The organism is Shouchella sp. JSM 1781072, from assembly GCF_041949915.1.
In the GTDB taxonomy this organism is placed as follows: domain Bacteria; phylum Bacillota; class Bacilli; order Bacillales; family Bacillaceae_D; genus Shouchella.
In genome coordinates, this window is the sequence record NZ_JBHFQE010000001.1 from 939,792 (window position 1) to 963,800 (window position 24,009).

Consider the following 24,009-nt stretch of genomic DNA (forward strand, 5'->3'; position numbering starts at 1 on the left):
TCGCACATAATGCGAAGCCTTCTTTTGTTGTTATGAAAGGGGGCTATTTTTCGCAAAAGCAACAAATGTTTCTTCTGCTTCATTTAGCCCACAAGCGCCACACTGGATGCGAATAGCTGGCCCGTTGTAATGCATATGGATAGGTGTTAACGTTTCTTCCTCAAATGTTTCTACGATTTCACCGCTTCTCGGATCTAATTTAACCGGTAAAGCCGCTTGGTCAATTTGATGGAAACGAGTACGGTTTGTTTTGCATTTCGGACATAGATACGCTTCTGTCATGGAAAAGCACCTCCTTACGTTTACTATTCGCCAATTAAGGGTATTTCATGATTGCGTTAACAAGAAAGTCTTGGTAAAGATGTGTCTGCTTCGTAACTTTTTTTTGTCTAATTTATGATAATTTATGTTCACAAGAAGTTATTTCCCCCATTTTCTTAAAGAAAGTGGTAGGATGGAAGCATCTAAGTTGCACGTTCATTGTTTCACATAGTTAACGCGCAATGAATTTATTATGCCAAAAGAAAGGTGATATTATTGGGTATGCCATCCTCTTTTTTTAAATGGATTTCGTTAGCGATGGTCGCTGTCTTTCTGAGTGGCTGTGGAAGTTTAACGGTACTTGATCCACAAGGGCCAGTCGCTGAACAGCAAAGTGATTTAATCTGGCTATCAATATGGTTTATGATTTTTATTGTATTAGTTGTATTTGTTCTATTAACGATCATGCTTGTTAAATATCGTGATCGAGGAAATAACGACAACTATGATCCTACTATTGAAGGTAGTCATAAGCTCGAATTTATTTGGACAATTATTCCTATTGTCATTGTAACAATCTTATCTATTCCAACTGTTATGACGATTTACAGTTTGGAAGAAGCGCCTGAAATTGAGGAAGTCGATGCACAGCAGGAACCGCTTGTAATTCACGCAACAAGTGCAAACTGGAAGTGGATTTTCAGCTATCCAGAACAAGGGATTGAAACTGTGAACTACATTAACATTCCTGAAGATCGACCGATTTTATTTAAATTGACCTCTGCCGATGCCATGGCTTCATTCTGGGTACCGCAGCTTGGTGGACAGAAATATGCGATGTCAGGTATGGAAACAGAATTGTACCTCGCTGCGACTGAAGTTGGACAATATGAAGGTCGGAACGCAAACTTTACAGGTGAAGGGTTTGCTGAACAGCGGTTTACGGTAACAGCTCAAACCGATGAAGCGTTTGATGAGTGGGTTGAAGAAACACAAGAAAACGCACCGTCGTTATCTGAAGAGGAGTACATGCACTTAATGGTTCCTGGTCATTCAGAAGAAATGACGTTCTCATCGACACACCTTGAATTCGTTAATCATGCATATGACGCAACATACTCGTTGGAAAAACGAGCAGAGCTTGGTTATGAAGCGCACAGCCCTCATTCAAGAGAGGGAAAAGCGTTTGACCTGCCACTCTTAACTCAGCCAATTGACACAGATAAAACGTACGAAGTGGAGTTGGATGATGAGTAAGATGAATCAAGCGCAAGAGAGGGGATATACCGTTGAGGTGGGATGAATTTATTGTAACGGGTGACCCGTTTATCCTAGTTGCGCAGATCTCAATTGTGCTTACTAGTATAATCGCTGTAGTTGCCCTCACATATTTTAAAAAATGGAAGTACGTATGGAATAACTGGGTTACGACAGTTGACCATAAAAAAATTGGGATTATGTACATTGCCTGTGCACTTCTAATGCTCTTTAGAGGTGGCGTGGATGCGATGATGATGCGTACTCAATTAGCTGCACCAGAACTAGATTTTTTAAGTGGTCAACACTATAACGAAATTTTCACTACACACGGAACCATTATGATCATCTTTATGGCAATGCCATTCTTGATCGGATTAATGAACGTGGTTGTTCCTTTACAAATTGGAGCACGTGACTTAGCCTTTCCATTCTTGAATAACTTGAGTTTTTGGACGTTCTTTTTCGGGATGGCACTCTTTAATATTTCATTTATTATTGGCGGATCACCGTCAGCAGGTTGGACGTCTTATTTCCCACTTGCATCGAATGATTTCAGTCCAGGCGTAGGGCAAAACTATTACGCACTAGGAATTCAGTTATCAGGTATTGGTACGCTTGCAACAGGAATTAACTTTATTGTAACGATTTTACGCATGCGTACAAAAGGCATGTCGCTAATGAAGATGCCGATGTTTACATGGACTGTCTTCATTACGTCTCTAATCATCGTATTAGCATTCCCGGTATTGACCGTTGCTTTAGCGATGATGACGTTTGACTTACTGTTTGGCACACATTTCTTTACCTTGCAAGGTGAAGGGCTCGATATGCTCTGGGCAAACTTGTTCTGGATATGGGGACACCCCGAAGTATATATTGTTGCCTTACCAGCGTTCGGGATATTCTCAGAAATTATTTCAACGTTTGCTCGTAAAAAACTGTTTGGCTACAATGCGATGGTGGCATCCATTGTCGTGATCTCAGGTTTAAGCTTCCTTGTATGGGTTCACCACTTCTTTACAATGGGGAACAGTGCAGCAGTGAACTCATTTTTCTCCATTACAACGATGGCGATTTCTGTACCAACTGGGGTGAAAATCTTTAACTGGTTGTTTACGCTACACAAAGGGAAGATTCGCTTTACATCACCAATGCTTTGGTCATTAGGATTTATTCCGAACTTTGTTGTCGGTGGTGTAACAGGTGTAATGTTAGCAATGGCTGCGGCCGATTATCAGTATCATAATACGTATTTCTTAGTGTCTCACTTCCACTACGTATTAATTGCTGCGACTGTGTTTTCATGTTTTGCTGGTTTAATCTACTGGTATCCAAAAATGTTTGGTCACCGTATGAACGAACGTATTGGGAAATGGGTATTCTGGATCTTCATGATCGGATTTAACGTATGTTTCTTCCCGCAATACTTCTTAGGATTAGACGGGATGCCGCGTCGTATTTACACGTATTTAGAAGGCGATGGCTGGTTTACGTTAAACTTTATCTCAACAATTGGTGCATTTATGATGGCAGCTGCCTTCGCATTGTTTGTCTATAATATTTACTACAGCTGGCGCTACGAGAAGCGCGATACAACAGGAGATCCGTGGGATGGTCGTACGCTCGAGTGGGCAACATCATCAGCGATTCCTCCTCATTATAATTTCGCGCATCAGCCGGAAGTATCCGAAAGAGATGCATTCTGGGATATGAAAGAAAAAGGCATTGATTTAAATGCTTCTACGGATTACGAGAAAATTCACATGCCAAACAATACGTGGCTAGGACCTGTGATGGCGTTCTTCATGTTTACGGCATCGTTTGCCCTCGTATTTAGCTGGTGGATTCCAGCGATCTTAAGTGGTGTTGCGATCTTTGTTTGTATGATTTTCCGTTCGTTTGATTACAACGATGGTTATTATGTAAGTGTTGAAGAAATTGAAGAAACTGAAAAAAAAGCGAAGGAGGCGTAACCGATGGCAGCAAATGAATCAATTGATCCGAATCAGCCGCTAGAGTATCAATCAGCTGAAGGTAAAAATAATATCCTTGGGTTTTGGATTTTCATCGGCGCTGAATTCGCCTTGTTTTCAACGCTTTTCGCTTCTTACTTTGTATTAGTTGACCGAAATGCATCAGCGATTACGTCAGGTGAGTTGTTTGATCTTAATCTCGTCCTAGCGATGACGTTCTTACTTTTAACAAGTTCATTTACAGCTGGCATAGCGATTCATGAAATGCGTGCAGGACGTGTCAATCGAATGCTCATCTGGGTTGGATTAACGCTATTGCTTGGACTTGGGTTCCTAGGATTTGAGATTTATGAGTTCGTCCATTACGCTCATGAAGGAGCAACTTTATCAGCAAGTGCACATTGGTCAGCATTCTTTGTCTTATTAGGAACGCATGGTCTTCACGTTGCAATTGGTATTGGTTGGATGATTCTTTTAATGATTCAAATTAAACAGCGTGGTTTAACGAAGCGAACGACGTCGAAGTTCTTTATCGCAAGCTTGTACTGGCACTTCCTTGATGTTATCTGGGTAATCATTTTTACAGGCGTATACTTGCTCGGAATGGAGTGGATGTAAATGGCTAATCAAAATGAAGCGTCATCGCACGACCACGACCACGGATTTCCATGGAAGCACGTTGTTGGATTTGCTTTATCAATTGTGTTAACACTTCTTGCGGTTTGGGTAATGTCACAAACAAATCTCGCTTGGAGTATTCGAGTGATTATCATCTTCGCTTTCGCTTTTATTCAAATGGGTGTACAGCTATTTATGTTCATGCATATAGGTGAAGGAAAAGACGGGAAATGGCAAATTGGACATACGGTTTTTGCCATTGCGATCGCGGTTATTATTGTTGTAGGTTCTTACTTTGTTTTAATGACAGGTCACCTATAAAAAACAAAAAAGCGTATCTCGGCTAACGAGATACGCTTTTTTTTATTCAGATGTTTCGGTTATACGTTTTGTTTTATTTGCCACATGTGGGGAAGCATATAAAATAAATGCAGCCGCATGTGCAATCACAACATTTATTAATACAGCGACAACAAAAGTGGATTCAGTAATGTGGAATAAGAAGCCATCAAATAAAAAGCCTACCGCAAGTGTCCACATAATGAGAATAAACGGAATACTAGTAATGGCTATTTTTCTGTGTTCGAGCCATAGAAACAATGGAGTGGCGCTCGCAACAAACATATAAGCAAAAAACATATCCATAGATGACACTCCTTTTTATAAAGTGTATGGTCGTACAATTTGTATTGTGTCTGTTTTGTGTCTTTTTATTATATTATCACAAAAAATTCATAATTGAAAGCGTTTCAATTTTATTTTTTTGTGTTTTCTTTTTTGTTAAGAAGGGAAAAGAAACTGTTGAGGTGATGGAGATGAAACGATTGAGTGTAATGGTAAAAGGTCATGTTCAAGGAGTAGGCTTTCGATCATTTGTTGAAACGGAAGCATCTCATTATAAGGTGACAGGAAACGTTCGAAACGAAGACAATGGCAATGTCGCCATTCAGGTTCAAGGGGAAGAAACCGACTTACACTCGTTTTTAGAAACGATAAAACAAGGCAATCGTTTTTCTACTGTAGAAGAGCTTTCTTCTACAGAGGTGGATACTGAAGCGAATGAGCAACATTTTCGCACAGTGTATTAAAGGAGAGGAAAACGTATAGATGGCGAGAAGGAAGCTAAATAAAGAAGATATCTTTGCGGCAACCGATACTTTATTACAGGAATCGGGTTATGAAGGCTTTCATTTTAAGCCATTAGCATCGATGTTAGAAGTAGGAAGAAGTACAATTTACGAGTATTACCCGAACAAAGAAGATTTGCTCGTCGCGTATATGTCCCATATTATGGAGGCTTTTCTTATAGATCAAAAAGAAATCCCTTTAAATGCGCCAGTATGTACGCAATTAGAGCAACTCATTTACTTATTTATGAAGCATGATCGCATTTTACTTGCAATCGATTTAACCCCGCACGTAGAGAAGAGAGGAAATGAGCAAGTTCAACTAGTGTTAAAGCAACTTTGGAAACACCATAAAGAAGTCTTTCACTATATTCATACGCTAGTGGAAAACGGCATACAACTAGGTGAAATACGAAAAGATTTGCCTGCTCATTTAATTGAAACATTGATTTTTCAATCGATCTCATTAAACAAAGCGAGGAAAGAAGAGACGAAAGATCAATGGGCTGCTGCAATTAGTGATTTAATTCTAAAAGGAATACGTCCGCAATAAAAAAGGAGTAAAGCCACGCACTAGCGGCCTTTACTCCTTTTAACATTCGTTAAAATGCCCATTCACCGTTTCTGAAGATCGGTTCTTTTGAACCATCTGCATGAATACCGTCAATGTTCATTTCTGCTGAACCCATCATAAAGTCAACGTGTGTAATGCTTTGATTAATACCTGCTTTTTTCAACGCATCTTCGTCCATCTCTTTTCCGCCTTCAATATTAAACGCATAGGCGCTTCCTAAAGCAAGATGGTTCGATGCATTTTCATCAAAGAGTGTGTTGTAGAAAATAAGATTTGTATTCGAGATAGGGGAGCGGTGCGGAACGAGCGCAACTTCTCCAATTGAACGTGACCCGTCATCTGTATCCAATAACCGTTGTAAGGTTTCTTCGCCTTCCTCAGCTGAAAAGTCAACAACGTTTCCATCTTTAAACGTAAGCGAGAAGTTTGTAATAAGGGTTCCACCATAATTCAATGGTTTTGTACTAACAACCGTTCCATTGACTCCATCTTTTTTAGCGGCGGTAAAGACTTCTTCTGTTGGCATATTCGCAACAAAATCTACCCCTGCTTTACTTGTAGAACCTCCAGAAGCCCAAATATGAGTCGGTGGCAGTTCTATGGTAAGGTCAGTTTGATCAGACGTATAGTGAAGGGCATGGAAACGTTTGTCGTTTAAAGCAACCATTTTCTCGTCTAGTGTTGCTAAATGTGCCTGCCATGCAGTTACTGGATCTTCTTCATGGATACGCGTTGCGGCAAAAATAGCTTCCCATAGCGAGTGAATCGCATCTTCACCTTCTTTATCAGGAAATACCTTCTCCGCCCATTTTTCTGAAGGGACCGCAACAATGGACCAGCTCACTTTATCAGACTGAATGTACCGTCTAAATGTGCTGTTAGCTTGACCAGAAGCTTTATTTGCAGTTGCAATTCGCTCTGGATCGACTCCTTTTAGTAAATCAGGATCAGAACCAGCAATATTTAAAAACGCTGCATTATGCTCGGCTTCTTTTACGAGAACGTCCGCTTGCCACTGTGGAAAGTCACTAAATGCTTCTTCAGGTGCATATTGATATTTAATCTTCGTTAATTCTTCGTCGCTCCATTCAACCCGAACATGTTTGGCACCTGCTTCATACGCTTTTTTCGCAACTTCGCGAACAAACGGTGCCGCATGCATCGGCGTTCGAATGTATAGAGTTTGATCTTTTTGAATATTAACGCCAACCCGAACAGCTAAATCTGCATAGTTTGCTAATTTTGTTTCAAAATCCACTAGAATCACCTCATTGTCAAATTCGTGACGATACCTTTGTAGAATAACGAACAAATTCATGTTTTGCAAACAAATCACTTTTGTTAAATGGTACAATGAACGTTCATTAAAAATTGAAAGAGGTTCGCGAACTCCCTCTATAAAAAACTAAACAAGTTTCAGGAGTGATCGAATGCTCGTTCTCAAAAAGGAGAAATGAAGCATGAAAAATGAAAAAGCGATTGTTGTTTTTAGTGGTGGACAAGATAGTACGACGTGTCTTTTTTGGGCACTCAAACAGTTTAGCGACGTTTCTGTACTAATCTTTGACTACGGTCAGCGCCATAAACAAGAAATTGATGTTGCCAAAGCGATTGCAAATGATGCGGGTGTTCAGGCAAGAGTGATTGATTTGCAATTACTCTCACAGTTGAACGCTAACGCCTTAACGAATCCAGAAATGAGCATTGATGAAGGAGGAGACGGCGGGTTGCCGAACACATTTGTTCCTGGTCGAAATCATCTCTTCCTTTCCTTTGCAGCGATCGTCGCAAAAGAACTAAGCGCAAAACATATTATTACTGGCGTCTGCGAAACAGATTTTAGTGGGTATCCAGATTGTCGTGATATGTTCATTAAATCACTGAATGTAACGTTAAATCTTGCAATGGATGACCAGTTTGTTATTCATACGCCATTAATGTGGTTGAATAAAGAAGAAACGTGGGCACTTGCTGATCAATTAGGAAAATTGGCATATGTGCGAAACCAAACCTTAACATGTTATGAAGGGGTAATAGGTGACGGTTGTGGCGCATGCCCTTCTTGTAAATTAAGACGCCGTGGTCTCGAGTCTTATTTACAAAATAAGGAGGCGCACGTATGATACAACAAATTTATCCTAGTACACCGCATCCCTATACATTTGAACTAAACAAAGATATGCACGTGGCGGCCGCGCATTTCATTAATCATAAAGATGCAGGGAAATGCCAACACGTCCATGGACATACGTACATGATAAATGTAACCATCGCTGGAGATGAATTAGACGAAGCTGGTTTTCTCGTTGATTTTAAGCAGTTAAAAGAAACGATTCATGACCGCTTTGATCATCAGTTGTTAAATAACGATAGTCATTTTCAAGATACGCCACCGTCAACTGAATTTGTGGCCAAAACCATTTATGATCTTATCGAAACAAAATTACAACAACTAGACAATCGCCCGACATGCATACAAGTATTTGTTCGTGAAACACCAACAAGCTATGTTGTGTATCGACCGAAACGAGCTTCTCATGAGTAAGCCTATTCCTGTATTAGAAGTGTTCGGACCAACCATTCAAGGAGAAGGAGCGGTTATTGGTCAAAAAACAATGTTTGTGCGGACTGGAGGTTGTGATTACCGTTGTTCATGGTGTGACTCTGCTTTTACTTGGGACGGAACAGGTAAGAGTGAAGCATTAACACCAGAACAAATTTTGGATCGGTTGGAGAGTTTAGCTCCTAATGCCTTTGGTCATGTGACGATTTCAGGTGGAAATCCGGCTCTGCATAAAGGGTTAGGTGATCTTGTTTCTCTTTTAAAAAGCCGTGGTATTCAAACTGCCGTCGAAACCCAAGGATCGATTTGGCAAGACTGGTTAAAAGAAATTGATGCGGTAACGATTAGCCCTAAACCACCTAGTTCTGGCATGGAGACCAATTGGCAACAGCTTGAAAACCACTTAGCAAACTTACATACACAACAAGTAAGTTTGAAAGTGGTTGTGTTTAATCGTGAAGACTATGCGTACGCTAAGCACGTTCACGCTCTATTTCCTCAGTATGATTTTTATTTACAAGTTGGAAATGAAGATCCTCATTTACTAGATGATCAAGAACTTTTACAAACGTTATTGCAGCAATATGAGCAACTCATTGAATGGACGATGCATGATCAAGCTATGAAGCATGTACGCGTTTTACCCCAACTTCACACGTTTTTATGGGGAAATAAACGAGGCGTATAGGAGGAAGAAGAGATGGCAGGAAGAAACGAAGAAACATTAAATGATGTGACGCTTCTCGGAAATCAAGGGACCGCGTACTCATTCACATATCATCCAGACGTACTAGAAACATTTGATAACCAACACCCAAACCGAGACTATATGGTGAAGTTTAACTGTCCTGAGTTTACGACATTATGCCCGAAAACGCATCAGCCAGATTTCGCTACAATCTATATAAGTTATATACCGGATGTGAAAATGGTTGAAAGCAAATCGCTAAAACTTTATTTGTTTAGTTTTCGTAATCATGGCGATTTTCATGAAGATTCCGTTAATACAATTATGAATGACTTAATCAAATTAATGGACCCACGATACATTGAGGTCTGGGGAAAATTTACTCCAAGAGGAGGCATTTCCATTGATCCTTATTGTAATTATGGGAAAGCCGGGACGAAGTTTGAAGAAATGGCGAACTATCGTTTAATGAATCATGACATGAACCCAGAGACTATCACAAATCGATAATTGGATTGTAGCGTGGGGTGAATCCATGCAAACCACTAGGGCTAAGAAAAGTCTTCAACTGTTGAAGGCTTTTTTTCTTGCATAATGTGATGTGGGTTTAAAAGTGACAGTGAGGAAACGGTGTCGTATTTGCCTGTGTGAAAGCGTTCTCTACTTCAAATCGATTGAATAAAAATAAAAAGGACTTTATCAGTCCTTATGTAAAAAGGTTTAAATATAGAATAATTGGGAATATTGTCTATAGATGTCGATTGAATGAATAGAAAGATGTGATGATGTTGAAGATAGATGCAGAACAAACGTTCCGAATTCTAGTTGTTGAATTTAAGGAAAAGTTAAACCGTGAATTAACTGGGCAAGAAAAAGAGATTATTTTCGCTTTAGCTCGAGACACCCAAACCTCTTCGTTCTAATTCATTTCTTAACAACTCTATAAAATCATGATTAAGTTTTCTTTCCTCGGCAAGTTCACAAGCCTCGATTAACAGTTGATCATTTAATTGTTGTATCATGTATATCCCTCGCTTTTTGCAATTTACTATACACCCTTGTTCCCGTTTTCTTAACCTTTAAACCTGTATGTTAAAAAAAATTAAAAAATATTTTATCTATACAGAAAGCACTTTGAATGAACCAACTTCAACATTGCGAAGTGATGCGAAAAAGACGTACGATCGATTTGTAAGGCGAACGCTCTCCACAGGCACGGACACAGCCATTCCGAAAAAAACGCTCTATTTTCTTCGGAAGCGTGTTGTTCCCATAAGAGTCAGACGAATGTTACAAATGATCTTGCTAGTACCATTCGTGTAAAAAATCTTCATTTATTTACAATCTTTTAAAACACTTATCGACATGATTAAGAAGTTTTTTTACTATTTTACAAAAAAATAGGTTTTATTTTCTTATTTTTAAGGAATAAGGAACTAGAAATAAAAAAAGAGTAGTGGAGGAGCATATGCATTGATAAAGCTCGAGTACAACAATGGGACAAAATATTTCGATGAAATGTTTGGAGAGAGCGGAACTGTAAAAAAACATTACAAAGACTTTCACGATATTCTTTCAGACTTTGATTTGGAACAACTTCAAGAGAAGAGCGAGCAAGCGCAAGCATCATTTCTTAGGCAGGGAATTACATTTACTGTTTATAAAGATTCTGAAGGTACCGAGCGGACGATGCCGTTTGACTTCATTCCGATTATCATGCCAAATGGTGAATGGGAAATGATTGAAAAGGGCATGAAACAACGTGTTAAAGCACTAAATTTGTTTTTAGAAGATTTATTTAGTGAACAGCGAATTATAAATGATAATGTTGTACCTTCTTCATTATTAGCTGACAATTTAACTTTTTTAAATGCTTTACACAAAACAGAGGTGCCGTTAAAACAGCGTATTTTTTTAGCTGGTATTGATTTAATTCGCGATCAGCATGGAACGTATCGTGTGCTTGAAGATAATTTGAGAAATCCTTCTGGATTGTCATATGTGTATCAAAATCGATTTGTTATGCGTCAAGTTTACCCTGAATTTTTCGAAAATTACCACTTATACACGCTCGAAGATCAGTTAAATCATTTACGCGACGCACTATTAGACTATTCTCCGCGAAAAAAAGAAGACAAAGCCGTTGCCGTTCTTTTAACACCAGGTGTGTATAATTCAGCCTACTATGATCATGTCTTTTTAGCTCAACAAATGGGCATCGATTTAGTGGAGGCACCGGATTTACTTGTAGAAGATCAACATGTATATATGCGAACAATTTATGGATTGAAGAAGGTAGACGTTATTTACCGAAGAATTGATGATGAGTATTTGGATCCAACTGTCTTTTTAAAAGAGTCAATGTTAGGTGTACCAGGATTAATTGATGTTTATAAAAAAGGAAATGTGGCGATTCTAAACGGAATCGGTAATGGATTAGCTGATAACAAAGCAATCTATGCGTACGTCCCGAAAATTATCTCTTACTACTTAGGCGAAAAACCGATTATTCCAAACGTAGATACGTATCTACTAGATGACGATTCTCAAAGAGACTGGGTACTTGAACACCTATCGGAACTTGTGATCAAAAATGTGGGTGCTTCAGGTGGCTATGATATGTTAATCGGTCCACACGCTTCAGAAGATGAAAAAGAACAATTTAAAGCGAAAATACGGTCCACACCTTCTCAATATATTGCACAACCGACCATTCAATTATCGCGGGCGCCTGTTTTTCAGAAAAATGAATTTTACCCAGCACATATTGATTTACGCGTATTCGTTATTAACGGAAAGAAAACGCATGTCATACCTGGAGGGCTTTCCCGAGTGGCGTTAAAAAAAGGATCGCTTGTCGTTAACTCATCTCAAGGTGGCGGTGGAAAAGACACGTGGATTTTAAAATCGTAGGAGGCGTATATAATGTTAACAAGAACGGCTGACTCCTTATACTGGATGTCCAGAAATATAGAACGATCGGAAAAAATTGCAGGGTTACTTGCTACAGAATTAACGACCGTTTTAGAAACATCTAATCAAGAAGAGATCATTAAAAGTGAACTTGAAACAATTGTATCGATTTCAGCATCTGAAGAAGATGCATTCCGTGTAGCAGAACAAAATCAGCTCAATGTGACGGATGTAACAAACTTTCTACTTTTTTCAGAAAAAAACCCGAATTCTATCTATAACTGTGTACGAATTGCTCGTGAAAATGCACGCACCACACGGGATCACTTAAGTGATGACTTTTGGATGATTATTAACGGGTTTCATCTATTAATGAACGAAAAGAAACACCTTAATATCTCAGCTCCGGAGATTCAACATTTGTTGCATCAAGTGAAAATGACTTCATTATCCGCCCAAGGCATTATTGAGTCAACGGTCACACGGGGAAATGATTACCGAATGATCAAAATTGGTAAGTGGATTGAACGAGCAGATTTCACTGTACGAATTTTGCTTGCCCTTTGCAAAAAATCTAAAGAAAATCCAGAGTTGTCGGGGTATTACATGACGCAAGCGTTACAATTTGTAAATGGTTCTGCTGCATATCTTCGTGAACATCAGCCAATTATGCATCCTTCGTATGTCATTGAGTTTATATTGAACAAGTCGAATTTCCCGTGCTCAATTCTTTACTGTGTTGAGAAATTACTTGTTTCGATTAAACGAATCGATAAGGAAAGCGGAACAAGCTATTCTTATTTTCTTACTCAACAAATTAAAGATATTACGGACGGTTTAAAAGAATTAGAGGATATGGAAATGGAATTATCTTCTTGTATTCTTACGTTTAACCGTCATTATGAAAAGCTTCAAGTGAGTTAGTAGAAAAGGTGGGTATCCATTCGTGATATTTCAAGTTAATCACGTAAGTTTGTTTCGGTATCAATCATTATCAAGTGCAAGTCATAATTATGCACGACTTAAACCTAAGGAAGACGAGGGGCAACAAGTACGATCGTTTCATCTATTTATCGATCCAGTGTTTCGGCAAACCCACTATCAAGATATTTGGGACAATAGCGTTACAGAATTTTATGTGTCGGAACCACACCACTCATTAACGGTTCGTGCGGAATCCATTGTTTCTGTTAACAGAAACGAATTTAACGAGGGGAACGACATGCCTGTAAGATCTTATTTACCGCTGAACGAGCCGTTACGATTGAAATGCAGTCCGTTTTTACAACAATCTTATTTAACGCAACTGCGTTCTGATCAAGTGAAAACGATGATGAGCGCTATCAATGTGACGAATGATATTTTCACAATTATAAATGATGCTTTAGACTGGGTGTATGCACAGATCGACTACAATAAAAGCAGTACGAACGTAAATACAAGTGCTGAACAATCATTTGATTTAAAGAGTGGTGTTTGTCAAGATAAGGCCCATATGATGATTGGCTTTCTTCGGGCACTAGGCATACCAGCACGGTATGTGAGTGGGTATGTATACTCGTCTGACCGCGCGTCTGTTTTGGATACGGATGAAAGTCATGCGTGGGTAGAAGGCTATGTACCTGGATATGGTTGGGTAGGATTTGATCCTACAAATGGTGAACGGGTATTAAATCATCATATCCGTGTAGCGTGTGGGCGAGACTATTTAGATGTTTCTCCACTAAAAGGAACGTATAAAGGAAGCGGTAATACAATTACGGTATCCGTTAAAATTGAAGCTTTATAAATATAAGGATTATCAATTGTTTATTTCATTATGTGCGTGCTATGCTATGGATAGAATGTAACGCATGTAAGGATGTGTAAATATGCTGCATCAGTTTTTTCTTGAATGCACATGGAATGGTGGACGGAACAGTACAGGTGAAATTAAAACAGGTGCTCTTCAATCGACTATTTCAATCCCAAAAGAAATGAATGGACCTGGAGAAGGAACAAACCCTGATGAAATGTTACTTGGAGCGGCGGCAACATGCTTTGTCATCACCTATGCGGCAATGTTAGAGCGCGCCCATATTGAAAAAGCTTCATTAACACTTTCTTCAGAAGCAAAAGTTGACGTAAGCAAGCAAGTGTTTACGTTTAAGGAAATCATTCATAGACCAGTGTTAACAATTATAAACGAGCATGATCGAGCTCAGGCGCTAAAACTTGCGTATGCTGCAGAACAATCATGTATGATTTCAAAAGCTTTGCATGGGAACGTCACAATTACTGTGGAGCCTAGTATTAATGAACAAAAAATGTAAAAGCCGTCTTTTTTTACTTTGGGTCCCTGTGGTATGTGCGCTTTTGTTTTTAAGTGCTTGTGAAGAAGAAACAGATTCAACCACTTCTAGAGAAAAACCAGCAAGCTATGTGCCTTCATCGCCAGTGGAGTTTGTTGAAGAAGAGTCAATTACGATTCAATAAAAAAGGTTGTCCTTTCTGCTGAGACAGAGAGGACAACCTTTTTAATTCGCTTCATGTGATTCTTGATTGCCATTTAGTTCAATCGGTTCGTAACTCTCTTTATACGTTTCAAAATAATGCATGACTTCTTCTACGTATGCATCACTGCGATTATAAGAGAAAAGCGCTTCTTCATACTCGCCGTCTATTGCGCCATGTTCAGATAAAAAACGAGCAGCCGCATGAGCTGAATCGTGCAAATTAAACGGATCTGCCTCGCCATTGCCAGTGGCATCTGTTCCATAGCCATTGTGTTCTTCAATTAATGCAACATCTGTAATGTCAACGTGATCATCTACATTACCAATATCATCTACACCGGGATAAGTCCATCCAATCCATGTTCGTGGCATGAACTGAAAGTGACCAAGTGCACCGACTGGACTTTCCATCGGATCCATAGTAGAAAAGATGGTTTCAACACGGTGGACCGATGCAAGAAGTTCCCATGGAATTTCATACGTTTTTCCAGCTTCTTGATAAACTGGAATATAGCTTTCAGGAATTTGGTCTTCAGCAATCATCGCTGTGTATAACCCTTGTCGAAAACGATCATTTTGTTCAAACAATAGAACCGCTACCCCAATAAGGACTACAAACACAATGATAAAGGAATAGAGCCATTTTTTCATCGTTTAACCTCTTCCACTGGAAAGTTCTTGTCCATTTTACCACGAGTAGGAGAACTGTAACAATGACTATCGTTTGGTTTTGAGAAATTAAGGGAATGAGGAAGACAGTAAAAGAGGTGGGGTCATGAAAACAGATGTGTTAATTATTGGTGGAGGCGTCGCTGGACTCACATTGGCATTAAAATTAGTCCAGCATGGAATTGACGTGATTGTTGTAGAAAAAAGCCCACATCTGGGGCATGTTTATAAAGGAGAATTAATTCAGCCAAAAACCATCCAGTTACTGAAACGTTTAGGTATTTATGAAATTTTCTCAGAGAAATGGAATCCATTCTCAACAATCAATACAACAGAATTAAATGAGTCGCTTTCACCTATGTTTCGTTCTTCTATGAGCTATGAGCAATTGCCTTCTCCTTATAACTATGCGGCTATGTTGCCTCACAGTGAAATTAAACAACTATTGTTAAACGAAGCAAAATCCTATGCAGCTTTTACACTACTTCAGCCAGCCCGTTTTGAAGAAATGATCTCAGAAAATCACGCGAGAATAAAGCAAAACAAAACATTCATTGACGTGGAAGCTACATACATTATTGGAGCTGAAGGCATTACGTCAAAAGTGCGTGAGTACATGAATGTTCCTGCAAAGCGTCGTTTGTACCAACATGATTTTTTAACTGTATCGTTCCCAGCTCCTCCTGAAATGAAGGATGGACAACTTCTTGCGACGAAAGATCGTTTTTTAGGCTTGTTTCCTTTACCAGAAAATCGTGTGCGCACGGTTTATTTAATACGTAAAGGAGAATTTAAAAAGTGGCGTAAAGGGTCGTTAACTCATTTTTACGAGCATTATACATCCCTCTGTCCGAAACTAGATGGCTATGTGCAGGCTATTACAGACTGGAAGGATATTCAGCTCATGGTCCCAATTCGCCAACATGCCGATCAATATGTCAAAGGTCGTTATGCGTTAATTGGAGATGCTGCTCATAGCGTGCATCCGATGGCTGGGGAAGGAATGAATTTGGCGATTCAAGGTGCCGATGTTCTTGGGGAATTGTTAAAAGATGTCTATCAAGCTGGACGGCAGCATGAAGAGAAATGGCTCGACTATTATGAGCGTGTGCATCGTAAAAGAGTAAAAGCGATTATGAATTTATCACATGTAGGTGGGCTGGTGTATGAGAAAGAAGGGAAAGCTTGGCAAAAAAGCCGAACGCTTGCGTTGAAACAACTTTTAAACAATGAGCGTCTTCTAACAAAATATATTTTTAATATTTCAGGTTTAGGGTCTTGGCCATTTTCCGTTAAAGATAGTGTAGCGCTTATGAAACAAAGCAATACAGAAAGTCTTCAGCAACAAATGCAGCAGCATACGTACGGTGAAAATCAAGATTATCCGTGGAAACAACAGATGAGGTGAAGAGAATGGCTGTAAATGATTTAAGGAAAATGTGGCATGCGAGAAAATGGATGAAACAAACGGAACCTTTTTTAATGACGTGGCATGCTCACTTGGGCTATAGCTTGAATTTATTTAGCTATTTTAAAAAACCGACGACAGTCGAAGAGGTTGCATCTAAACATCAGTTAGACGAAGTACTGTTAAAACGATGGGTTGACGTTGGTTTAACCGTGGGTCATCTTAAAAAAAAGCGCCGAAATAAAGTGAAAAGCAGTCGACAGATGGTGACGTATTTAACGAAAACGAGCAAACGCTCTGTCGGTATTTTACTAGAAGAAATGTTTGAACTCCATATACCGACATTACTCACGTATAAACATGAATTGCCAAAAGGTGATCATCAAGAAAAGACGCCAGTTGCGAATATGGTGGCCGAAACCTCCACACTTTTAGAAGCGGTAACTCTTCCTAAAGTGGCAAGCAGGTTAAACAAGCAGAAAAGCAAACGTGTTTTAGATGTAGGCTGTGGTTTGGGGGGATACATCAAGAAATTAGCTGAACAATTCCCATCGATTCAATTTCATGGAATTGAAATTGACCAAGATGTTTGCCAGCGTGCGAATGATGAAAATGGCTATAAGAATGTCACGATTGAGCAAGGTGACTTTAAAGATATGCCATTTCAACAGCCGTATGAAACGGTTATGATGAATAATATTTTATATTATTTCACGCTTGTGGAACGAATTGCGTTAATAAAAAAAGCAGCGGATGTCCTTAAGCGAAAAGGAGAATTAATGATTATAACGCCTTTAGCGGATGGGAAGCATGGAAGACGTTTTGCTAGTGCATTTAATAGTTTTATGACTGCACATAAAGATATGAATGCATTGCCAACGAAAAAAGAACTCCAATATATAGCCAAGCAAGCGAATCTAAAAATAGTGGAGGAACGTGCTTTAATTAAAGAAGGCGGATGGTACCTCATTCGCTTAAAGCGGAAGACTTAAGTTGGATGAGCATTGAATGAAAGTCATCGTGACGAACAAAGTCGTTTGCATGCCACTCTTGTTCAACCCACTGTAGAAGTTGGTCAAGATTTTGAAATACTTCGCCGCTCGTATCAAATGTGCGAACAGCAAATCGGTTAGACACGTCATCAGCAACAAGATAACAAGGAATGCGGCTATGTACCGATTCCAATTCAAATTCGTACATGTTAATCACCTCTCTCATAGAATGGTCAAATTCTGGTGATCTATGCAGTAACGATGTACACGAATGGATCTGCCGTGTTCGCTATCTTCAAAAACGGGTTCAAAGGCGACGTTAGCATGGCGATGTTGCCCTTGCGCTCACCTTGCGTACGTGAATCTTGTACAAAAATAATCAAAAGGCTACCAAATGATTTTAAGGCAATAAGCAGGGAAAAAAATGAGTTCATGTTCAAACTTACGATCAAAATATTTCAGAACATGCCTACACCGCGCTGCAATTTCGTAAATAGAAACGTCAACTTAATGCGTTTCGATTGGTGGAAAGTAAAAAAGAAAGCGCTTTTTGGCGAAATTGCGAGAATCATCGTTAAAAAGGCTAGATTTTATTGCGCAAAAGCGCTAAAATTTAAGTGACCGTTTTTATTGGATTAAAAAAAAGTTGAAAGCGAATTTTTTGAGTAAACCAGTAGGAAATGGTACTATATTTCTGTAAGCGCTTGAAAATAGACGTTTGCGCGATTTGATGCAAACTATTGTCTTAGGAGGTCTATCACACATGTCCAGCAAGGAAAACAGCCCGGAAAAGCCATGGCAAGGATTCTATGGTCCGAACATTGGCGTTGTTATAGAGCTGTATGAGCAATATGCGGAAGACCCAAACTCCGTTGATGAAGAAACTCGAGCACATTTTGAAAAATGGGGTCCACCTTCTTTAGATGAAACCGTTCATTCATCTGTAGACAGTGGAAGGAATGAGATCGGCTCGGACATGATAAACACAGTTGTGGGTGCCGTGAAGCTGGCGGATTTTATTCGAGCCAAAGGTCACTTAGCATCTGACATTCAACCAATATGGAAAAGTCATAAAAATGATGACCTTATTAGTTATGATCGTTTTAACGTAACAGAAGAACAGCTTAAGCATGTTCCTGTGGATTATATTTGTCCGCAAGCACCTTCGCATGTAAAAAATGGTCTACAAGCAATTGAACATTTACGTAATGTGTACTCCAATACGATGGCATTTGAATTTGGTCATGTGCAAGATGAAGATGAACGAAAATGGTTAAGAGAAAAAGTAGAGTCGGAAACATTTGCAAACACGTTATCTTCTGAAGAAAAAAGAAGTTTACTTGAGCGTTTAACATCTGTGGAAGGATTCGAGAAATTCATCCACCGTACCTTTGTCGGTCAAAAGCGATTTTCGATTGAAGGTGTCGATACGCTTGTGCCGATGCTCGATACGGCTATAAACGAAGTGCGAAAAGAACAAACCGATCATGTTATGATTGGTATGGCGCACCGTGGTCGATTAAATGTGCTCGCTCATACATTAGGAAAGCCATTTAAAGCGATTTTTGCAGAATTCTTGCAAGCGCCCCATAAATTAATTGCGCCTTCTGAGGGCTTAGGAGAAACCTATTCTGGGTGGACAGGAGATGTGAAGTATCATTTAGGTGCGGATCGTCAAATTGTTGATGATGAGCGTTCTGAAACGATCGTGTCATTAGCGAATAACCCTAGTCATTTAGAATTTGTTTCGCCGATTGTGGAAGGGTATGCACGCGCAGCCCAAGAAGATCGAAGCAAGAGTGGTGAGCCAGTACAAGATGCTAGTAGAGCTTACTCCATTCTGATTCATGGCGATGCTGCTTTTCCAGGGCAAGGAATTGTAACAGAAACATTAAACTTAAGTCGCTTAAACGGCTATCAAGTTGGTGGTTCTCTTCATATTATTGCCAACAACAATATTGGTTATACAACGGAAGCTTATGACTCTCGTTCTACTACATACGCAAGCGATCCTGCGAAGGGATTTGAAATTCCGATTGTTCATGTGAATGCAGACGATCCAGAAGCGTGTGTAAAAGCGATTCAGTTTGCGGTTGAATACAGAAGACAATTTAAAAAAGATTTTCTCGTTGATTTAATCGGCTATCGTCGCTTCGGTCACAATGAAGGGGATGAGCCTGCTGTCACGCAGCCAGATCTTTACACGATCATTCGAAAGCACCCTACAGCTAGAGCCCTTTATGCTGATCAATTACAGCAAGAGCAAGTTGTAAGCGCAGATGAAGCGAAGAAGCTTGATTCAGACATGTACGATTTTCTGCTAGAAGAGTATAACAAAGTAAACGCAGATAAATCAGAAAGAAAATACGAGTTAAGCCCACCTGATTTCATTGTGGATGGGTTACCTAAAGTGAAAACTAGTATTGAAAAGGAAAAACTGGAGTCATTTAATGAGCAAATGCTTGACTGGCCAGAGGATTTTAATCCAAATGAAAAGCTTAAGAAAATCCTTCAGCGTAGAGCGAATGCGTTTGATGGTGATGGAAGTGTAGATTGGGGCTTAGCAGAAGTGCTTGCATTTGCTTCGATTATTCATGATGGCACACCAATTCGTTTAAGCGGTCAAGATACAGAGCGTGGAACCTTTGCTCACCGTCATCTTGTTTTACACGATCGCGAAAGCAACGAAACGTACACACCGCTCCAGTCATTTGACGATGCAAATGCTTCATTTGCGGTTTACAATAGCCCGTTATCTGAACAAGCTTGTGTCGGTTTTGAATACGGTTATAATGTATTCTCGAAAGAAACTCTTGTGTTGTGGGAAGCGCAGTTCGGCGATTTCGTAAATGGCGCACAAGTCATGTTTGACCAGTGGGTATCAGCAGGACGTGCTAAATGGGGACAAAAGTCCGGTTTAGTGGTTCTTTTACCGCACGGCTATGAAGGCGCAGGTCCAGAGCATTCGAGCGGACGTGTTGAACGTTTCTTAAACTCGGCTGCTGAAAACAACTGGACAATTGCAAACTGCACATCTGCAGCGCAGTATTTCCATATTCTACGCCGACAAGCGAAGATATTGCAAAAAAATACGGTTCGTCCATTAATTATTATGACGCCAAAAAGCTTGCTACGTAACCAAGCAATTGCTTCAACGACAGAGACTTTTACAAATGGTGAATTCCAACCAATTCTAGAAGATCCGCTGTTAGGAAAAGATCCTGAAGCAGTTAAGCGCATCGTGTTGACGAGTGGGAAGCTAGCGATTGAACTTCAAGACCATATTAAAAAACATGATGAAGACTGGAGCTGGCTACACATCATCCGTGTAGAAGAACTTTATCCGTTTCCACGACGTGCCATTCGTGAACGATTAAAAGAGTTTCCTAATTTAGAAGAAGTAAAATGGGTTCAAGAAGAACCGAAAAATATGGGAGCGTGGTCCTTTATGGAACCACGAATTCTAGAAATTTTACCGAAGGATGTTCCGTTAAGCTACATCGGCCGAACATTCCGTTCTAGTCCAGCAGAAGGTGTATCGAATGCACACAAAGTGGAACAAAAACGTATTATCACTGAATCCGTGACGCGCAAAAATTAAGGAGGCATTTTACATTGACTGACGTAAAAGTACCAGAGCTAGGTGAATCAATTACAGAGGGAACGATTTCGCAGTGGTTAAAGCAAGTCGGCGATTATGTTGAACAAGGAGAATTTATTGCAGAGCTTGAAACCGATAAAGTAAATGCAGAAATTCCAGTAGAAACATCAGGTGTGATTAAGGAATTTAAGCGTGAGCCAGGTGATACCGTTGAGATTGGAGAAGTCATTGCCGTTATTGATGAGAGTGGTCAAGCTGGTGGGTCTTCATCAGAAAGCTCAGAATCCACATCTGCTGAACCAGCTCCAGAAAAACAAGAGGAGCCAAAAACAGCAGAAAAGCCAATTGAGCAGGAAGAGACACAATCAACGAACCGTCCGCTTGCTTCACCTGCGGCTCGTAAATTAGCCCGCGAAAAGGGAATTTCTCTTGATTCCATTACGCCGACAGATCCGACTGGGAAAATTCGTCGCCAAGACGTAGAAGCGTATCAAGAGAAGCCAGCAAAAGCGTCTAGCGGGTCTTCACAAAAAGCAGCTTCTGCACCAGCGCAATCAGAGGATCCTACAAAACCAACTGAGCGCGAGAAAATGTCGCGTAGACGTCAGACGATTGCTAAACGTTTAGTAGAAGTTCAACAAACGTCAGCGATGTTAACGACGTTTAATGAAGTGGATATGTCAGCTGTTATGGACTTACGTAAACGTCGTAAAGATGCGTTTCTTGACAAAAATGGTGTGAAGCTTGGATTCATGAGTTTCTTTACAAAAGCGGTTGTTGGCGCGTTAAAAGAATTCCCGCTATTAAATGCAGAAATTCAAGGTGATGAGCTTTTAATTAAAAAATACTACGATATCGGTATTGCGGTATCAACAGATACTGGATTAGTCGTTCCAGTATTAAGAGATGCAGATCGTCTTGGATTTGCAGGCATTGAAAGTGGTATTGGGGAATTAGGTAAAAAAGCGCGTGACAACAAGCTGCAGCTAAATGACATGCAAGGTGGCACATTTACGATAACCAATGGTGGTGTATTTGGATCACTATGGTCAACGCCAATCTTAAATGCCCCACAAGTAGGGATTCTCGGTATGCATAAGATTCAAATGCGTCCAGTTGCAATTGACAACGAACGTTTTGAAAATCGCCCAATGATGTACTTAGCCCTTTCCTATGATCATAGAATCGTAGATGGAAAAGAAGCAGTTAGTTTCTTAGTGAAAATTAAAGATTTAATTGAAGATCCAGAACAGTTGCTGTTAGAAGGGTAATGTGAAGAAGGCTAGCATGCTAGCCTTCTTTCTTGTACAATAAAAGCGATAAAGGAGGAATGTTTGAAATGATTCACCATACATGGACGGAGACACCAACCCTTCGCACCCTGACGTGTGTTCATACTGACGCCAAAAAATATGTGGTCAATGACGTGTTAACAGTGGGGAAACAATATGAGTTGAAAAATGAAACCGATGAGTTTTATTTTGTTATTGATAACACGGGGAAAATGGCTGGATTCTACAAAGAATATTTTGAAGGCTAAATAGAGCGACGACAATAGACAAAAACCGGTAAGCACGGGCTTACCGGTTTGTTTATCGTCACGCTTAATGTTCGCGAAAAAACGAAAGCGCAAGCTCATCTGGGACTTCATCAACCGTCCGATATTTATAATTTGGTACATGAGACTTGTCAATTAAAACGGAATAAACACCTTCGTAAAAGTCATTGCACTGGAGAAAGTGTTTCGCCAGCGTTTTGTCTGTTTCGTATGTTTCTTCCAATGAAGACGATTTTGATTGTTTTAAGTGAGCGAGTGTGACTTTTAATGAGATAGGTGATTTTGCATGAAGGAGCTTGTAAGTCGCTTGGGCAAACTCACTTGCATCCCCACGTAAAGAGTTCAAGATGTCTTCAATTGTTTTGTAGGAGAAATGTTTAAGAATTTTGTCGTTTACCGTCATTAATTGACTTTGTGGTGGTTCCTTTATAAAGGATTGTAAAAATAAATGAACCGTTTGTTGGCTCATCTCTTCATAGTCAAGCCAATGATGGTTGATCATTTCTTGTTTACAGGTTTTAAGTGCTTCGCTGTCAATGTAATAATCGGCACAACCAATTGAAATTGCATCAGATCCAGTCAAAATTGAACCTGTTAAAGCAGCGTAACGTCCTGTATAATCAGGGGTTTGACTAAGAAAGTAGCATGCGCCTACATCGGGGAAGAAGCTTATATTTACTTCAGGCATCGCCCACTTTGTTCGTTCTGTTACGATGCGATGACTCGCCCCATAAGACAAACCAACGCCACCACCCATAACAATACCGTCCATAAAAACGACGATTGGCTTTGTGTAAGTAGAAATGTAAAGATCGAGTTCATACTCAAGTTTAAAAAATTCATTTGCTTGATCAAATGCTTTTTTATTATCTTTTGCTTGATAAAGTGCTTTAATATCGCCTCCAGCACAGAACGCTTTTTCTCCGGTACTTTCGAATAGAACGAGTTTTACGGCCTCGTCTTCATCCCATTGCTTCAGCTGCTCATATAAAGAAGCAACCATTTCAAACGTTAAGGAATGCAGTGCTTTTTCTCTTGAAAGCGTAACAATGCCAACACCGTTTTCGGTTTTAGAAAACACGATATGTTCAGTCATTTTTCTGTGCTCACCTCGTATGAATGAAATCGTTTACTTCTTTATTTTGACGTATTTCTTCAAGAAATGCAATAAAAGCGCGAAAAGAGTAAAGAACGTTGCAGAAATGCTCAGTTTACTAGAGGCATATGTCTTGCAATCTTGAATTGACAATGCTATTATCATGACAAGTTCGAACATTCTTTTTCCTGCTCCGGACGAGTATTATTGGTA

29 protein-coding genes and 1 riboswitch are annotated in these 24,009 nt (G+C 39.7%); of the genes, 22 read left to right on the plus strand and 7 right to left on the minus strand.

What is annotated here, in order from left to right:
• Positions 1-30 precede the first annotated feature (30 nt).
• On the minus strand, positions 31-282 hold the full coding sequence (locus ACE1TH_RS04970; RefSeq protein ID WP_375078445.1) for a DNA alkylation repair protein: 252 nt from the start codon (positions 280-282) through the stop codon (positions 31-33).
• A gap of 261 nt (positions 283-543) precedes the next feature.
• On the opposite strand from ACE1TH_RS04970, the gene qoxA reads away from it, so the two are divergent.
• The 4 genes from qoxA to qoxD are packed head-to-tail and all read left to right on the plus strand — an operon-like array spanning position 544 to position 4,433.
• A complete protein-coding gene (gene qoxA / locus ACE1TH_RS04975) occupies positions 544-1,518 on the plus strand; it encodes a cytochrome aa3 quinol oxidase subunit II (RefSeq protein WP_099300949.1) in 975 nt (324 codons plus the stop codon).
• A 26-nt stretch (positions 1,519-1,544) separates the two neighbouring features.
• Positions 1,545-3,494 (plus strand): cytochrome aa3 quinol oxidase subunit I, encoded by a 1,950-nt coding sequence (gene qoxB / locus ACE1TH_RS04980; RefSeq protein ID WP_099300948.1) that lies wholly within the window; start codon positions 1,545-1,547, stop codon positions 3,492-3,494.
• Between the two features lie 3 nt (positions 3,495-3,497).
• Positions 3,498-4,112: a cytochrome aa3 quinol oxidase subunit III gene (qoxC, locus tag ACE1TH_RS04985; protein WP_099300947.1), complete on the plus strand. Its 615-nt coding sequence runs from the start codon at positions 3,498-3,500 to the stop codon at positions 4,110-4,112.
• Entirely contained in the window at positions 4,113-4,433 is a 321-nt protein-coding gene (gene qoxD, locus ACE1TH_RS04990; RefSeq protein ID WP_099300946.1) for a cytochrome aa3 quinol oxidase subunit IV, read from the plus strand.
• 42 nt (positions 4,434-4,475) lie between these two features.
• Here qoxD and ACE1TH_RS04995 read toward each other — a convergent pair whose 3' ends face one another.
• A complete protein-coding gene (locus ACE1TH_RS04995; protein WP_099300945.1) occupies positions 4,476-4,757 on the minus strand; it encodes a spore morphogenesis/germination protein YwcE in 282 nt (93 codons plus the stop codon).
• 170 nt (positions 4,758-4,927) lie between these two features.
• Between ACE1TH_RS04995 and ACE1TH_RS05000 the strand changes: the two genes are divergently transcribed.
• Both ACE1TH_RS05000 and ACE1TH_RS05005 read left to right on the plus strand, forming a co-directional pair.
• Positions 4,928-5,200: an acylphosphatase gene (locus tag ACE1TH_RS05000; protein WP_375078446.1), complete on the plus strand. Its 273-nt coding sequence runs from the start codon at positions 4,928-4,930 to the stop codon at positions 5,198-5,200.
• A 19-nt stretch (positions 5,201-5,219) separates the two neighbouring features.
• Positions 5,220-5,792, plus strand: coding sequence for a TetR/AcrR family transcriptional regulator (locus ACE1TH_RS05005; protein ID WP_375078447.1), 573 nt, complete (start codon positions 5,220-5,222; stop codon positions 5,790-5,792).
• A gap of 49 nt (positions 5,793-5,841) precedes the next feature.
• Here the strand turns inward: ACE1TH_RS05005 and ACE1TH_RS05010 are convergent, their stop codons facing one another.
• Complete coding sequence (locus ACE1TH_RS05010) at positions 5,842-7,071, minus strand: aminopeptidase (protein WP_255223293.1); 1,230 nt, start codon at positions 7,069-7,071, stop codon at positions 5,842-5,844.
• 113 nt (positions 7,072-7,184) lie between these two features.
• Positions 7,185-7,228, plus strand: a riboswitch (PreQ1 riboswitch).
• Positions 7,229-7,273: 45 nt separating this feature from the next.
• On the opposite strand from ACE1TH_RS05010, the gene queC reads away from it, so the two are divergent.
• The 5 genes from queC (at position 7,274) to ACE1TH_RS05035 (ending at position 9,987) form a co-directional block, all read left to right on the plus strand.
• Positions 7,274-7,936, plus strand: a complete 663-nt coding sequence (queC, locus tag ACE1TH_RS05015; protein ID WP_099300943.1) for a 7-cyano-7-deazaguanine synthase QueC — start codon at positions 7,274-7,276, stop codon at positions 7,934-7,936.
• Complete coding sequence (gene queD, locus ACE1TH_RS05020) at positions 7,933-8,358, plus strand: 6-carboxytetrahydropterin synthase QueD (protein ID WP_099300942.1); 426 nt, start codon at positions 7,933-7,935, stop codon at positions 8,356-8,358. Before queC ends, queD begins: the two co-directional genes overlap by 4 nt.
• A complete protein-coding gene (gene queE / locus ACE1TH_RS05025; protein ID WP_375078448.1) occupies positions 8,351-9,064 on the plus strand; it encodes a 7-carboxy-7-deazaguanine synthase QueE in 714 nt (237 codons plus the stop codon). The genes queD and queE overlap by 8 nt, the downstream gene beginning before the upstream one ends.
• A gap of 12 nt (positions 9,065-9,076) precedes the next feature.
• Positions 9,077-9,574, plus strand: a complete 498-nt coding sequence (gene queF / locus ACE1TH_RS05030; RefSeq protein ID WP_099300940.1) for a preQ(1) synthase — start codon at positions 9,077-9,079, stop codon at positions 9,572-9,574.
• Between the two features lie 272 nt (positions 9,575-9,846).
• A complete protein-coding gene (locus tag ACE1TH_RS05035; protein ID WP_375078807.1) occupies positions 9,847-9,987 on the plus strand; it encodes a hypothetical protein in 141 nt (46 codons plus the stop codon).
• Here ACE1TH_RS05035 and sda read toward each other — a convergent pair.
• A complete protein-coding gene (gene sda / locus ACE1TH_RS05040; protein ID WP_218014780.1) occupies positions 9,955-10,086 on the minus strand; it encodes a sporulation histidine kinase inhibitor Sda in 132 nt (43 codons plus the stop codon). The genes ACE1TH_RS05035 and sda overlap by 33 nt on opposite strands.
• 67 nt (positions 10,087-10,153) lie before the next feature.
• Here sda and ACE1TH_RS05045 point away from each other — a divergent pair, with 67 nt between their 5' ends.
• The 6 genes from ACE1TH_RS05045 to ACE1TH_RS05070 all read left to right on the plus strand — a co-directional run bounded on the left by ACE1TH_RS05045 (position 10,154) and on the right by ACE1TH_RS05070 (position 14,452).
• Positions 10,154-10,387, plus strand: coding sequence for a hypothetical protein (locus ACE1TH_RS05045; RefSeq protein ID WP_375078449.1), 234 nt, complete (start codon positions 10,154-10,156; stop codon positions 10,385-10,387).
• Between the two features lie 195 nt (positions 10,388-10,582).
• Positions 10,583-11,977 (plus strand): circularly permuted type 2 ATP-grasp protein, encoded by a 1,395-nt coding sequence (locus ACE1TH_RS05050; protein ID WP_375078795.1) that lies wholly within the window; start codon positions 10,583-10,585, stop codon positions 11,975-11,977.
• A 12-nt stretch (positions 11,978-11,989) separates the two neighbouring features.
• Positions 11,990-12,901, plus strand: a complete 912-nt coding sequence (locus ACE1TH_RS05055; RefSeq protein ID WP_255223291.1) for an alpha-E domain-containing protein — start codon at positions 11,990-11,992, stop codon at positions 12,899-12,901.
• 22 nt (positions 12,902-12,923) lie between these two features.
• Positions 12,924-13,766, plus strand: a complete 843-nt coding sequence (locus tag ACE1TH_RS05060; protein ID WP_099300938.1) for a transglutaminase family protein — start codon at positions 12,924-12,926, stop codon at positions 13,764-13,766.
• 82 nt (positions 13,767-13,848) lie between these two features.
• Complete coding sequence (locus tag ACE1TH_RS05065; protein ID WP_099300937.1) at positions 13,849-14,289, plus strand: SACOL1771 family peroxiredoxin; 441 nt, start codon at positions 13,849-13,851, stop codon at positions 14,287-14,289.
• Entirely contained in the window at positions 14,273-14,452 is a 180-nt protein-coding gene (locus tag ACE1TH_RS05070) for a hypothetical protein (RefSeq protein WP_375078450.1), read from the plus strand. The genes ACE1TH_RS05065 and ACE1TH_RS05070 overlap by 17 nt, the downstream gene beginning before the upstream one ends.
• 41 nt (positions 14,453-14,493) lie before the next feature.
• Here the strand turns inward: ACE1TH_RS05070 and ACE1TH_RS05075 are convergent, their stop codons facing one another.
• Entirely contained in the window at positions 14,494-15,123 is a 630-nt protein-coding gene (locus tag ACE1TH_RS05075; protein WP_099300935.1) for a lytic transglycosylase domain-containing protein, read from the minus strand.
• A 124-nt stretch (positions 15,124-15,247) separates the two neighbouring features.
• Between ACE1TH_RS05075 and ACE1TH_RS05080 the strand changes: the two genes are divergently transcribed.
• Positions 15,248-16,549 carry an FAD-dependent oxidoreductase gene (locus ACE1TH_RS05080; RefSeq protein WP_375078451.1) on the plus strand — a complete coding sequence of 434 codons (1,302 nt, stop codon included), beginning with the start codon at positions 15,248-15,250 and terminating at the stop codon, positions 16,547-16,549.
• Positions 16,550-16,554: 5 nt separating this feature from the next.
• The gene (locus tag ACE1TH_RS05085) at positions 16,555-17,541 is read left to right on the plus strand and encodes a class I SAM-dependent methyltransferase (protein ID WP_375078452.1); all 987 of its coding nucleotides are present in this window, start codon (positions 16,555-16,557) and stop codon (positions 17,539-17,541) included.
• Here ACE1TH_RS05085 and ACE1TH_RS05090 read toward each other — a convergent pair.
• Positions 17,516-17,749 carry a hypothetical protein gene (locus ACE1TH_RS05090; RefSeq protein ID WP_099300932.1) on the minus strand — a complete coding sequence of 78 codons (234 nt, stop codon included), beginning with the start codon at positions 17,747-17,749 and terminating at the stop codon, positions 17,516-17,518. The genes ACE1TH_RS05085 and ACE1TH_RS05090 overlap by 26 nt on opposite strands.
• Before the next feature lie 555 nt (positions 17,750-18,304).
• Here ACE1TH_RS05090 and ACE1TH_RS05095 point away from each other — a divergent pair.
• The 3 genes from ACE1TH_RS05095 to ACE1TH_RS05105 all read left to right on the plus strand — a co-directional run bounded on the left by ACE1TH_RS05095 (position 18,305) and on the right by ACE1TH_RS05105 (position 22,682).
• Positions 18,305-21,142: a 2-oxoglutarate dehydrogenase E1 component gene (locus tag ACE1TH_RS05095; RefSeq protein WP_099300930.1), complete on the plus strand. Its 2,838-nt coding sequence runs from the start codon at positions 18,305-18,307 to the stop codon at positions 21,140-21,142.
• Positions 21,143-21,156: 14 nt separating this feature from the next.
• Positions 21,157-22,413 carry a 2-oxoglutarate dehydrogenase complex dihydrolipoyllysine-residue succinyltransferase gene (odhB, locus tag ACE1TH_RS05100; RefSeq protein ID WP_375078453.1) on the plus strand — a complete coding sequence of 419 codons (1,257 nt, stop codon included), beginning with the start codon at positions 21,157-21,159 and terminating at the stop codon, positions 22,411-22,413.
• A 68-nt stretch (positions 22,414-22,481) separates the two neighbouring features.
• Entirely contained in the window at positions 22,482-22,682 is a 201-nt protein-coding gene (locus tag ACE1TH_RS05105; RefSeq protein WP_099300928.1) for a DUF6501 family protein, read from the plus strand.
• Positions 22,683-22,746: 64 nt separating this feature from the next.
• Here the strand turns inward: ACE1TH_RS05105 and ACE1TH_RS05110 are convergent, their stop codons facing one another.
• Positions 22,747-23,796 carry an enoyl-CoA hydratase/isomerase family protein gene (locus tag ACE1TH_RS05110; RefSeq protein WP_375078454.1) on the minus strand — a complete coding sequence of 350 codons (1,050 nt, stop codon included), beginning with the start codon at positions 23,794-23,796 and terminating at the stop codon, positions 22,747-22,749.
• Between the last annotated feature and the right edge of the window lie 213 nt (positions 23,797-24,009).

Excerpts from the sequence above, each read along its gene's own strand:
- ACE1TH_RS04995 (WP_099300945.1), bottom strand. The coding sequence starts at position 4,757 with ATGGATATGTTTTTTGCTTATATGTTTGTTGCGAGCGCCACTCCATTG.
- ACE1TH_RS05080 (WP_375078451.1), top strand. The coding sequence starts at position 15,248 with ATGAAAACAGATGTGTTAATTATTGGTGGAGGCGTCGCTGGACTCACA.
- queF (WP_099300940.1), top strand. The coding sequence starts at position 9,077 with ATGGCAGGAAGAAACGAAGAAACATTAAATGATGTGACGCTTCTCGGA.
- queC (WP_099300943.1), top strand. The coding sequence starts at position 7,274 with ATGAAAAATGAAAAAGCGATTGTTGTTTTTAGTGGTGGACAAGATAGT.
- sda (WP_218014780.1), bottom strand. The coding sequence starts at position 10,086 with ATGATACAACAATTAAATGATCAACTGTTAATCGAGGCTTGTGAACTT.
- qoxC (WP_099300947.1), top strand. The coding sequence starts at position 3,498 with ATGGCAGCAAATGAATCAATTGATCCGAATCAGCCGCTAGAGTATCAA.
- ACE1TH_RS05035 (WP_375078807.1), top strand. The coding sequence starts at position 9,847 with ATGATGTTGAAGATAGATGCAGAACAAACGTTCCGAATTCTAGTTGTT.
- ACE1TH_RS05005 (WP_375078447.1), top strand. The coding sequence starts at position 5,220 with ATGGCGAGAAGGAAGCTAAATAAAGAAGATATCTTTGCGGCAACCGAT.
- ACE1TH_RS05000 (WP_375078446.1), top strand. The coding sequence starts at position 4,928 with ATGAAACGATTGAGTGTAATGGTAAAAGGTCATGTTCAAGGAGTAGGC.
- ACE1TH_RS05075 (WP_099300935.1), bottom strand. The coding sequence starts at position 15,123 with ATGAAAAAATGGCTCTATTCCTTTATCATTGTGTTTGTAGTCCTTATT.
- ACE1TH_RS05110 (WP_375078454.1), bottom strand. The coding sequence starts at position 23,796 with ATGACTGAACATATCGTGTTTTCTAAAACCGAAAACGGTGTTGGCATT.
- ACE1TH_RS05085 (WP_375078452.1), top strand. The coding sequence starts at position 16,555 with ATGGCTGTAAATGATTTAAGGAAAATGTGGCATGCGAGAAAATGGATG.
- queD (WP_099300942.1), top strand. The coding sequence starts at position 7,933 with ATGATACAACAAATTTATCCTAGTACACCGCATCCCTATACATTTGAA.
- ACE1TH_RS05070 (WP_375078450.1), top strand. The coding sequence starts at position 14,273 with ATGAACAAAAAATGTAAAAGCCGTCTTTTTTTACTTTGGGTCCCTGTG.
- ACE1TH_RS05045 (WP_375078449.1), top strand. The coding sequence starts at position 10,154 with ATGTTAAAAAAAATTAAAAAATATTTTATCTATACAGAAAGCACTTTG.
- ACE1TH_RS04970 (WP_375078445.1), bottom strand. The coding sequence starts at position 282 with ATGACAGAAGCGTATCTATGTCCGAAATGCAAAACAAACCGTACTCGT.
- queE (WP_375078448.1), top strand. The coding sequence starts at position 8,351 with ATGAGTAAGCCTATTCCTGTATTAGAAGTGTTCGGACCAACCATTCAA.
- ACE1TH_RS05090 (WP_099300932.1), bottom strand. The coding sequence starts at position 17,749 with ATGTACGAATTTGAATTGGAATCGGTACATAGCCGCATTCCTTGTTAT.
- ACE1TH_RS05095 (WP_099300930.1), top strand. The coding sequence starts at position 18,305 with ATGTCCAGCAAGGAAAACAGCCCGGAAAAGCCATGGCAAGGATTCTAT.
- ACE1TH_RS05105 (WP_099300928.1), top strand. The coding sequence starts at position 22,482 with ATGATTCACCATACATGGACGGAGACACCAACCCTTCGCACCCTGACG.
- ACE1TH_RS05050 (WP_375078795.1), top strand. The coding sequence starts at position 10,583 with ATGTTTGGAGAGAGCGGAACTGTAAAAAAACATTACAAAGACTTTCAC.
- qoxA (WP_099300949.1), top strand. The coding sequence starts at position 544 with ATGCCATCCTCTTTTTTTAAATGGATTTCGTTAGCGATGGTCGCTGTC.
- ACE1TH_RS05065 (WP_099300937.1), top strand. The coding sequence starts at position 13,849 with ATGCTGCATCAGTTTTTTCTTGAATGCACATGGAATGGTGGACGGAAC.
- qoxD (WP_099300946.1), top strand. The coding sequence starts at position 4,113 with ATGGCTAATCAAAATGAAGCGTCATCGCACGACCACGACCACGGATTT.
- ACE1TH_RS05055 (WP_255223291.1), top strand. The coding sequence starts at position 11,990 with ATGTTAACAAGAACGGCTGACTCCTTATACTGGATGTCCAGAAATATA.